Origin of the sequence: Membranihabitans marinus, assembly GCF_021729155.1 — a bacterium.
Classification (GTDB): domain Bacteria; phylum Bacteroidota; class Bacteroidia; order Chitinophagales; family Saprospiraceae; genus Membranihabitans; species Membranihabitans marinus.
Map to the genome: position 1 here is coordinate 1 of NZ_JAJQYA010000063.1, position 12,027 is coordinate 12,027.

The following is a 12,027-nucleotide window of genomic DNA, read 5'->3' on the forward strand; positions in this document are numbered from 1 at the left end:
GATGCCGATGGAAGTGCGACCGTGATGGTAGAAGAAGGAGTAGGTCCTTATACTTACTTATGGAGTAATGGACAGACCGATGCAACATTGAGTGGTGTGGTTGCGGGAACTTATAGTGTAGTGGTCACTGATGGCAATGGTTGTACCGAGACAGAAGTGGTAACCATTGGAGAAAGTTCAGGAGATTTAACAGTAAATATAGCAAGCAGTGATGCGATTTGTAATACTTCTTCAGGTATGGCTACCCTTACTATAGGAGGTGGAACATCGCCTTATACCTATTTATGGAGCAATGGATCTACGGACAAAGATCAATTAAACCTAGCTGCAGGGGTATATAGTGTTGTAGTGACTGATGCAGTAGGTTGTTCGGTTGTAGAAACTGTGGTCATCAGCAACGACGGTGGACCGGAATTAACGGCTACGGTAAATACGAATGTGTTGTGTATAGGCGATGCGAGCGGAGTGATCAACTTGTCGAGTAGTACACCAGGTGCCATAGTGGAGTTAAGAGATACTCAGGGAATGATATTGGGCAGTAGTCCCATGGTTGATAATTTATGGGCTGGAACATACTATGCCATAGCATATACAGAATTGGGCTGTAGAACGATAACGATATTGGAGATTACAGAACCGGAAGAGGTTTTGGATTTAGAAATCACCAGTATAGAAGTGCCTGTCTGTGATGTTGCTAATCCTCAAGGAAGACTAGGGATCGATGTAATGGGAGGAACTTCAGGATATTCTTATTTATGGAGCAATGGTGCAACGAGTAAAGACTTGACCAATGTAGGACCGGGGACATATAGTGTAGTGGTGACGGATGCCAATGGATGTATGGTTCAGCAAGGATATGAAATAGAAGAAAATGCCAATTGTTCAACAGAATTGTTATTTGAGAAGGAATTGGTGGATTTAACTCCGACAGGAAATCCTAATGAATTTTTGATTGAGTATAATCTTATTGCGAAGAATGAGGACGTGACAGAAGGTTATTATAGTCTATATGATAGCATTGCATTTGCGGACGGAGTAACTGTGGTCGGTAGTCCGAGTGTTGCATATTTGGGTGGTGATGGTCTTTCGGGAATGATCAATGGTATGTATGATGGAGTGACGGATCAGTTGATCGTCATGAATGATACGGTAGGAGCAGGCATGGTAGATACCTTTAGAGTTTCCTATGTGTTGCATATGGATTTTGCAGAGATATCCCCAGAGGAAGCTGATTGTGATCCAATGAATAATACAGGAAATACTGGATTGACCAATGTAGCGAGCCTAGTTTCTCCACTGGAAGAGGTTATGGATACGGTATGTGTGCCGATTCCCATTCCAGGTATTGTTATGACTAAAGAGATCTTAGTGGATGCGATGCCTACAGGTAATGGATATGAATATACGACAACCTATGTGATCCGAGTAGAGGATACCACTGGCAATCTAGCCTTCTATGACTTAAGCGATACAATTAAGTATGGAGCTGGTGCCAATTTTGTAAGTGCAGAGATTACCTATGGAGGTACCAATGGTTTACAGACTAGTCTGGTTACGACCACTACTACGGATACGGCCTACCAGATTGTAAACGATGAGACGTTGGAGAACTTCGAAGTGGATAGTTTCTATGTTGAGGTAACCTTTACCGTAAATGTAGATGAAGCTAAACTCACTAGTGTGGACTGTGATTATACCAACGATGGCGGTGCCAACAGTGGATTGACCAACGTAGCGGTGATCAACGATGGAGTTCCATTGGATCGAGATTCTACATGTCAAGAAATTCCGATTCCTGGAGTAATGATGACGAAGGAGATATTGGTGAATGCAATGCCAACGGGCAATGTGAATGAATATACGACAACCTATGTGATCCGAGTAGAGGATACCACTGGTAATCTTGCCTTTTATGACTTAAGTGATACAATTAAATATGGAGCTGGTGCTGATTTTGTAAGTGCGACTATCAGCTATGGCGGTACGAATGGCTTACAGACTGGTCTGGTTACTACCAGTACTACGGATACGGCTTACCAAATAGTAGATGATGAGACTTTGGAGAACTTTGAAGTGGATAGTTTTTATGTAGAAGTAGTGTTTACTGTAAATGTAAATGAAGCTAAACTCACAAGTGTGGACTGTGATTATACCAACGATGGCGGTGCCAACAGTGGACTGACTAACGTAGCGGTGATCAACGATGGTGTTCCATTGGATCGTGATACGACTTGTCAGGAAGTACCATTACCAGGTGTAATGATGACGAAGGAGATATTGGTGAATGCAATGCCAACGGGCAATGTGAATGAATATACGACAACTTATGTGATCCGAGTAGAGGATACCACTGGTAATCTTGCCTACTATGACTTAAGCGATACAATCAAGTATGGAGCTGGTGCTGATTTTGTAAGTGCGAATATCAGCTATGGTGGTACGAATGGCTTACAGACCAGTTTGGTTACGACCAGTACTACGGATACGGCTTACCAAATAGTAGATAATGAGACGTTGGAGAACTTTGAAGTGGATAGTTTCTATGTAGAAGTAGTGTTTACTGTAAATGTAAATGAAGCTAAACTCACAAGTGTGGACTGTGATTATACCAACGATGGCGGTGCCAACAGTGGACTGACCAACGTAGCGGTGATCAACGATGGAGTTCCATTGGATCGTGATTCTACATGTCAGGAAATACCATTACCAGGAGTAATGATGACGAAGGAGATATTGGTAAATGCAATGCCAACGGGCAATGTGAATGAATATACGACAACTTATGTGATCCGAGTAGAGGACACCACTGGCAATCTCGCCTACTATGACTTAAGCGATACAATAAAGTATGGAGCTGGTGCTGATTTTGTAAGTGCGACTATTACCTATGGCGGTACGAATGGTTTACAGACCAGTCTGGTTACCACCAGTACTACGGATACTGCTTACCAAATAGTAGATGATGAGACTTTGGAGAACTTTGAAGTGGATAGTTTCTATGTAGAAGTAGTATTTACTGTAAATGTAGATGAAGCTAAACTCACAAGTGTGGACTGTGATTATACCAATGATGGTGGTGCCAATAGTGGACTGACCAACGTAGCAGTGATCAACGATGGTGTTCCATTGGATCGAGATTCTACTTGTCAGGAAGTACCATTACCAGGAGTAATGATGACGAAGGAGATATTGGTAAATGCAATGCCAACGGGCAATGTGAATGAATATACGACGACCTATGTGATCCGTGTAGAGGATACCACTGGTAACTTAGCCTACTATGACTTAAGCGATACAATCAAGTATGGAGCTGGTGCTGATTTTGTAAGTGCAGAGATTACCTATGGCGGTACGAATGGCTTACAGACCAGTTTGGTTACGACCAGTACTACGGATACGGCTTACCAAATAGTAGATAATGAGACGTTGGAGAACTTTGAAGTGGATAGTTTCTATGTAGAAGTAGTGTTTACTGTAAATGTAAATGAAGCTAAACTCACAAGTGTGGACTGTGATTATACCAACGATGGCGGTGCCAACAGTGGACTGACCAACGTAGCGGTGATCAACGATGGAGTTCCATTGGATCGTGATTCTACATGTCAGGAAATACCATTACCAGGAGTAATGATGACGAAGGAGATATTGGTGAATGCAATGCCAACGGGCAATGTGAATGAATATACGACAACCTATGTGATCCGAGTAGAGGATACTACTGGTAATCTTGCTTTTTATGACTTAAGCGATACAATCAAGTATGGCGCTGGTGCTGATTTTGTAAGTGCGACTATCAGCTATGGCGGTACCAATGGTTTACAGACTGGCCTGGTTACAACCAGTACTACGGATACGGCTTACCAAATAGTAGATGATGAGACTTTGGAGAACTTTGAAGTGGATAGTTTCTATGTAGAAGTAGTGTTTACTGTAAATGTAAATGACGCTACGTTAGCGAGTGTGGATTGTGATTATACCAACGATGGTGGTGCCAACAGTGGACTGACCAACGTAGCGGTGATCAACGATGGAGTTCCATTGGATCGAGATTCTACTTGTCAGGAAGTACCATTACCAGGCGTAATGATGACGAAGGAGATATTGGTGAATGCAATGCCAACGGGCAATGTGAATGAATATACGACGACCTATGTGATTCGAGTAGAGGATACCACTGGTAATCTTGCCTACTATGACTTAAGTGATACGATTAAATATGGAGCTGGTGCTGATTTTGTAAGTGCGACTATTACCTATGGCGGTACGAATGGCTTACAGACCAGTTTGGTTACGACCAGTACTACGGATACGGCTTACCAGATCGTTGATGATGAGACCTTGGAAAATTTCGAAGTGGATAGTTTCTATGTTGAGGTAACCTTTACCGTAAATGTAGATGAAGCTAAACTCACAAGTGTGGATTGTGATTATACCAACGATGGCGGTGCCAATAGTGGACTGACCAACGTAGCGGTGATTAACGATGGAGTACCATTGGATCGAGATTCTACTTGTCAGGAAGTACCATTACCAGGGGTAATGATGACGAAGGAGATATTGGTGAATGCAATGCCAACGGGCAATGTGAATGAATATACGACAACCTATGTGATCCGAGTAGAGGATACTACTGGTAATCTTGCTTTCTATGACTTAAGTGATACGATTAAATATGGAGCTGGTGCTGATTTTGTAAGTGCGAATATCAGCTATGGCGGTACCAATGGCTTACAAACCAGTCTGGTAACCACCAGTACTACGGATACGGCTTACCAAATAGTAGATGATGAGACGTTGGAGAACTTTGAAGTGGATAGTTTCTATGTAGAAGTAGTGTTTACTGTAAATGTAAATGAAGCTAAACTCACAAGTGTGGATTGTGATTATACCAACGATGGTGGAGCCAATAGTGGACTGACCAACGTAGCGGTGATTAACGATGGAGTACCATTGGATCGAGATACGACATGTCAGGAAGTACCATTACCAGGGGTAATGATGACGAAGGAGATATTGGTGAATGCAATGCCAACGGGCAATGTGAATGAATATACGACAACCTATGTGATCCGAGTAGAGGATACTACTGGTAATCTTGCTTTCTATGACTTAAGTGATACGATTAAATATGGAGCTGGTGCTGATTTTGTAAGTGCGAATATCAGCTATGGCGGTACCAATGGCTTACAAACCAGTCTGGTAACCACCAGTACTACGGATACGGCTTACCAAATAGTAGATAATGAGACTTTGGAGAACTTCGAAGTGGATAGTTTCTATGTAGAAGTAGTGTTTACTGTAAATGTAGATGAAGCTAAACTCACAAGTGTGGACTGTGATTATACCAACGATGGTGGTGCCAATAGTGGACTGACCAACGTAGCGGTGATCAACGATGGAGTACCATTGGATCGAGATTCTACTTGTCAGGAAATACCATTACCAGGCGTAATGATGACGAAGGAGATATTGGTAAATGCAATGCCAACGGGCAATGTGAATGAATATACGACGACTTATGTGATCCGTGTAGAGGATACCACTGGTAATCTTGCCTACTATGACTTAAGTGATACAATTAAATATGGAGCTTGTGCTGATTTTGTAAGTGCGACTATCAGCTATGGCGGTACGAATGGCTTACAGACTGGTCTGGTTACTACCAGTACTATGGATACGGCTTACCAAATAGTAGATAATGAGACCTTGGAGAACTTCGAAGTGGATAGTTTCTATGTAGAAGTAGTGTTTACTGTAAATGTAGATGAAGCTAAACTCACAAGTGTGGACTGTGATTATACCAACGATGGTGGTGCCAATAGTGGACTGACCAACGTAGCGGTGATCAACGATGGAGTTCCATTGGATCGTGATTCTACTTGTCAGGAAATACCAATTCCTGGAGTAATGATGACGAAGGAGATATTGGTGAATGCAATGCCAACGGGCAATGTGAATGAATATACGACAACCTATGTGATCCGAGTAGAGGATACTACTGGTAATCTTGCTTTCTATGACTTAAGTGATACGATTAAATATGGAGCTGGTGCTGATTTTGTAAGTGCGAATATCAGCTATGGCGGTACCAATGGCTTACAAACCAGTCTGGTAACCACCAGTACTACGGATACGGCTTACCAAATAGTAGATGATGAGACGTTGGAGAACTTTGAAGTGGATAGTTTCTATGTAGAAGTAGTGTTTACTGTAAATGTAAATGAAGCTAAACTCACAAGTGTGGATTGTGATTATACCAACGATGGTGGTGCCAATAGTGGACTGACTAACGTAGCGGTGATCAACGATGGAGTACCATTGGATCGAGATTCTACTTGTCAGGAAGTACCATTACCAGGTGTAATGATGACGAAGGAGATATTGGTAAATGCAATGCCAACGGGCAATGTGAATGAATATACGACGACTTATGTGATCCGTGTAGAGGATACCACTGGTAATCTTGCCTACTATGACTTAAGTGATACAATTAAATATGGAGCTTGTGCTGATTTTGTAAGTGCGACTATCAGCTATGGCGGTACGAATGGCTTACAGACTGGTCTGGTTACTACCAGTACTATGGATACGGCTTACCAAATAGTAGATAATGAGACCTTGGAGAACTTCGAAGTGGATAGTTTCTATGTAGAAGTAGTGTTTACTGTAAATGTAGATGAAGCTAAACTCACAAGTGTGGACTGTGACTATACCAACGATGGCGATGCCAACAGTGGATTGACCAACGTAGCGGTAATCAATGATGGGGTTCCATTGGATCGTGATTCTACTTGTCAGGAAATACCAATTCCTGGAGTAATGATGACGAAGGAGATCTTAGTAGATGCAATGCCAACAGGCAATGTAAATGAATATACGACGACTTATGTGATCCGAGTAGAGGATACGACTGGCAATCTCGCCTACTATGACTTAAGCGATACGATTAAGTATGGTGCGGGTGCAGATTTTGTAAGTGCGACTATCAATTATGGCGGTACCAATGGTTTACAGACCAGTTTGGTTACTACCAGTACTACGGATACGGCCTATCAGATCGTAAACGATGAGACTTTGGAAAACTTCGAAGTGGATAGTTTCTATGTAGAAGTAACCTTTACAATAGATGTAAATAAAGTTACACCATCTAGTGGGGACTGTGATTATACCAATGATAATGGAGCTGCCAACAGTGGACTGACCAACGTAGCGGTGATCAACGATGGAGTAGTATTGGACAGAGATACAACGTGCCAAGAAATTCCTAGACCAGGAGTAGTGATGACGAAGGAGATATTAATAGATGCAATGCCAACGGGCAATGTGAATGAATATACGACGACCTATGTGATTCGAGTAGAGGATACTACTGGTAACTTAGCATACTATGATTTAAGCGATACGATTAAGTATGGTGCTGGTGCAGATTTTGCAAATGCGACTATAAGCTATGGTGGTACGAGTGGTTTACAGACCAGTTTGGTTACGACCAGTACTACGGATACGGCCTATCAGATCGTAAACGATGAGACCTTGGAGAACTTCGAAGTGGATAGTTTCTATGTAGAAGTTGTGTTTACGGTAGATGTAAGTAAAGTTACAGAAGAGAGTGCTGACTGTGATTATACCAATGATGGGGGTGCCAACAGTGGACTGACCAACGTAGCGGTGATCAACGATGGAGTTCCATTGGATCGAGATACAACTTGTCAACCTATTCCTAAGTCAGGGCTTTTGATGACGAAGGAGATCTTAGTAGATGCAATGCCAACTGGCAATGTGAATGAATATACGACGACCTATGTGATTCGAGTAGAGGATACTACTGGCAATCTCGCCTACTATGACTTAAGCGATACGATTAAGTATGGTTTAGGGGCGGATTTTGTAAGTGCAGAGATTACCTATGGAGGTACCAATGGTTTACAGACTAGTCTGGTTACGACCACTACTACGGATACGGCCTACCAGATTGTAAACGATGAGACCTTGGAGAACTTCGAAGTGGATAGTTTCTATGTTGAGGTAACCTTTACCGTAAATGTAGATGAAGCTAAACTCACGAGTGTGGATTGTGATTATACCAACGATGGCGGTGCCAACAGTGGATTGACCAATGTAGCGGTAATCAATGATGGGGTTCCATTGGATCGAGATACGACATGTCAGGAAATTCCGATACCTGGAGTGGTTATGACGAAGGAGATATTAGTGGATGCAATGCCAACAGGCAATGTGAATGAATATACGACGACCTATGTGATTCGAGTAGAGGATACTACTGGTAACCTAGCCTATTATGACTTAAGCGATACGATTAAGTATGGTGCGGGTGCAGATTTTGTAAGTGCAAGTATCAGCTATGGCGGTACCAATGGTTTACAGACCAGTTTGGTTACGACCAGTACTACGGATACGGCTTACCAGATTGTAAACGATGAGACCTTGGAAAATTTCGAAGTGGATAGTTTCTATGTAGAAGTAGTCTTTACCGTAAATGTAAACGAAGCTAAACTCACGAGTGTGGATTGTGATTATACCAACGATGGCGGTGCCAACAGTGGACTGACCAATGTAGCGGTAATCAATGATGGGGTTCCATTGGATCGAGATACGACATGTCAGGAAGTACCATTACCAGGAGTAATGATGACGAAGGAGATATTGGTAAATGCAATGCCAACGGGCAATGTGAATGAATATACGACGACCTATGTGATCCGTGTAGAGGATACCACTGGTAACTTAGCCTACTATGACTTAAGCGATACGATTAAGTATGGCGCTGGTGCAGATTTTGTAAGTGCGACTATCAGCTATGGCGGTACCAATGGCTTACAGACCAGTCTGGTAACCACCAGTACTACGGATACTGCTTACCAAATAGTAGATGATGAGACCTTGGAGAACTTTGAAGTGGATAGTTTCTATGTAGAAGTAGTATTTACCGTAAATGTAAATGAAGCTAAACTCACGAGTGTGGATTGTGATTATACCAACGATGGCGGTGCCAACAGTGGACTGACCAATGTAGCGGTAATCAATGATGGGGTTCCATTGGATCGAGATACCACATGTCAGGAAATACCATTACCAGGAGTAATGATGACGAAGGAGATATTGGTAGATGCAATGCCAACGGGCAATGTGAATGAATATACGACGACCTATGTGATTCGAGTAGAGGATACCACTGGCAATCTCGCCTACTATGACTTAAGCGATACAATTAAGTATGGCGCGGGTGCAGATTTTGTAAGTGCGACTATTAGCTACGGCGGTACCAATGGTTTACAGACTGGCCTGGTTACGACCAGTACTACGGATACGGCTTATCAAATCGTAAATGATGAAACACTTGAAAACTTCGAAGTGGATAGTTTCTACGTAGAAGTTGTATTTACCGTAAATGTAAATGAAGCAAAACTCACGAGTGTAGACTGTGATTATACCAACGATGGTGGTGCCAATAGTGGACTGACTAACGTAGCGGTGATCAACGATGGAGTTCCATTGGATCGAGATTCTACTTGTCAGGAAATACCATTGCCAGGAGTAATGATGACGAAGGAGATATTGGTGAATGCAATGCCAACGGGTAATGTAAATGAATATACCACGACATATGTGATTAGAGTAGAGGATACGACAGGTTATCTCGCTTACTATGACTTAAGTGATACGATTAAATATGGAGCTGGTGCAGATTTTGTAAGTGCGACTATCAGCTATGGCGGTACCAATGGTTTACAGACTGGTCTGGTTACGACCAGTACTACGGATACGGCTTACCAAATCGTAAATGATGAGACTTTGGAGAACTTCGAAGTGGATAGTTTCTATGTAGAAGTAGTCTTTACCATCGATGTAAATAAAGTTAAACCATCTAGTGGGGACTGTGATTATACCAACGATAATGGAGCGGCCAACAGTGGACTGACCAACGTAGCGGTGATCAACGATGGGGTAGTATTGGATCGTGATACGACTTGTCAGGAAATACCAATTCCTGGAGTAATGATGACTAAGGAGATATTAGTAGATGCTATGCCAACAGGCAATGTGAATGAGTATACGACGACTTATGTAATCCGAGTAGAGGATACTACTGGCAATCTTGCCTACTATGATTTAAGCGATACCATTAAGTATGGTTTGGGCGCAGATTTTGTAAGTGCAGAAATTACCTATGGCGGTACCAATGGCTTACAGACCAGTTTGGTTACAACCAGTACTACGGATACGGCTTACCAAATAGTAAATGATGAGACCCTGGAGAACTTTGAAGTGGATAGTTTCTATGTAGAAGTAGTCTTTACCATCGATGTAAATAAAGTTACACCATCTAGTGGGGACTGTGATTATACGAACGATAATGGAGCTGCCAACAGTGGGCTGACCAACGTAGCGGTGATCAACGATGGGGTAGTATTGGATAGAGATACGACTTGTCAGGAAATTCCTAGACCAGGAGTGGTCATGACGAAGGAGATTTTAGAGGATGCAATGCCAACAGGCAATGTGAATGAATATACAACTACTTATGTGATTCGAGTAGAGGATACAACGGGTTATCTCGCCTACTATGACTTAAGCGATACGATCAAATACGGATTAGGTGCCAATTTTGTAAGTGCAGATATTACCTATGGTGGTACGAACGGCTTACAGACCAGTTTGGTTACGACCAGTACTATGGATACTGCTTATCAGATCGTAGATGATGAGACCTTGGAGAACTTCGAAGTGGATAGTTTCTATGTGGAAGTAACCTTTACGATAGATGTAAATAAAGTTACACCATCTAGTGGGGACTGTGATTATACTAATGATAATGGAGCGGCCAACAGTGGGCTGACCAATGTAGCGGTGATCAACGATGGAGTAGTATTGGATAGAGATTCGACTTGTCAGGAAATTCCTAGACCAGGAGTAGTGATGACGAAGGAGATCCTAGTGGATGCAATGCCAACAGGCGAAGTGAATGAATATACGACTACCTATGTGATTCGAGTAGAGGATACAACGGGTTATCTCGCCTACTATGACTTAAGTGATACGATCAAATATGGATTAGGTGCCAATTTTGTAAGTGCAGATATTACCTATGGTGGTACGAACGGCTTACAGACTATTCTGGTTACGACCAGTACTATGGATACGGCTTATCAGATCGTAGACGATGAAACTTTGGAGAACTTCGAAGTGGATAGTTTCTATGTAGAAGTAACCTTTACGATAGATGTAAACGAATTGACACCATCTAGTGGGGACTGTGATTACACCAACGATAATGGAGCTGCCAACAGTGGACTGACCAATGTAGCGGTGATCAACGATGGAGTAGTATTGGATAGAGATTCGACTTGTCAGGAAATTCCTAGACCAGGAGTAGTGATGACGAAGGAGATCCTAGTGGATGCAATGCCAACAGGCGAAGTGAATGAATATACGACTACCTATGTGATTCGAGTAGAGGATACAACGGGTTATCTCGCCTACTATGACTTAAGTGATACGATCAAATATGGATTAGGTGCCAATTTTGTAAGTGCAAGTATCAGCTATGGCGGTACGAATGGCTTACAGACCAGTTTGGTAACCACCAGTACTATGGATACGGCCTATCAGATCGTAGATGATGAGACTTTGGAGAACTTCGAAGTGGATAGTTTCTATGTAGAAGTAATCTTTACGGTAGATGTAAACGAATTGACTCCATCTAGTGGGGACTGTGATTACACTAACGATAATGGAGCTGCCAACAGTGGACTGACCAACGTAGCGGTGATCAATGATGGAGTACCATTAGATCGAGATTCTACTTGTCAGGAAGTACCTAGACCAGGAGTTGTAATGACGAAGGGTATATTAATAGGTGCAAGACCGACAGGTACGGTAAATGAATATACGACGACTTATGTGATTCGAGTAGAAGATACAACAGGTTACAGAGCCTACTATGACTTAAGCGATACGATAAAGTATGGCTTGGGTGCGAACTTTATAAGTGCAGAAGTTAGCTAT

1 protein-coding gene is annotated in these 12,027 nt (G+C 42.3%); it reads left to right on the top strand.

Translation table 11 applies throughout. From position 1 onward, the window contains the following. On the top strand, positions 1–12,027 hold a 12,027-nt coding region (locus tag LVD51_RS19715; RefSeq protein ID WP_236973100.1), incomplete at both ends, for a SprB repeat-containing protein.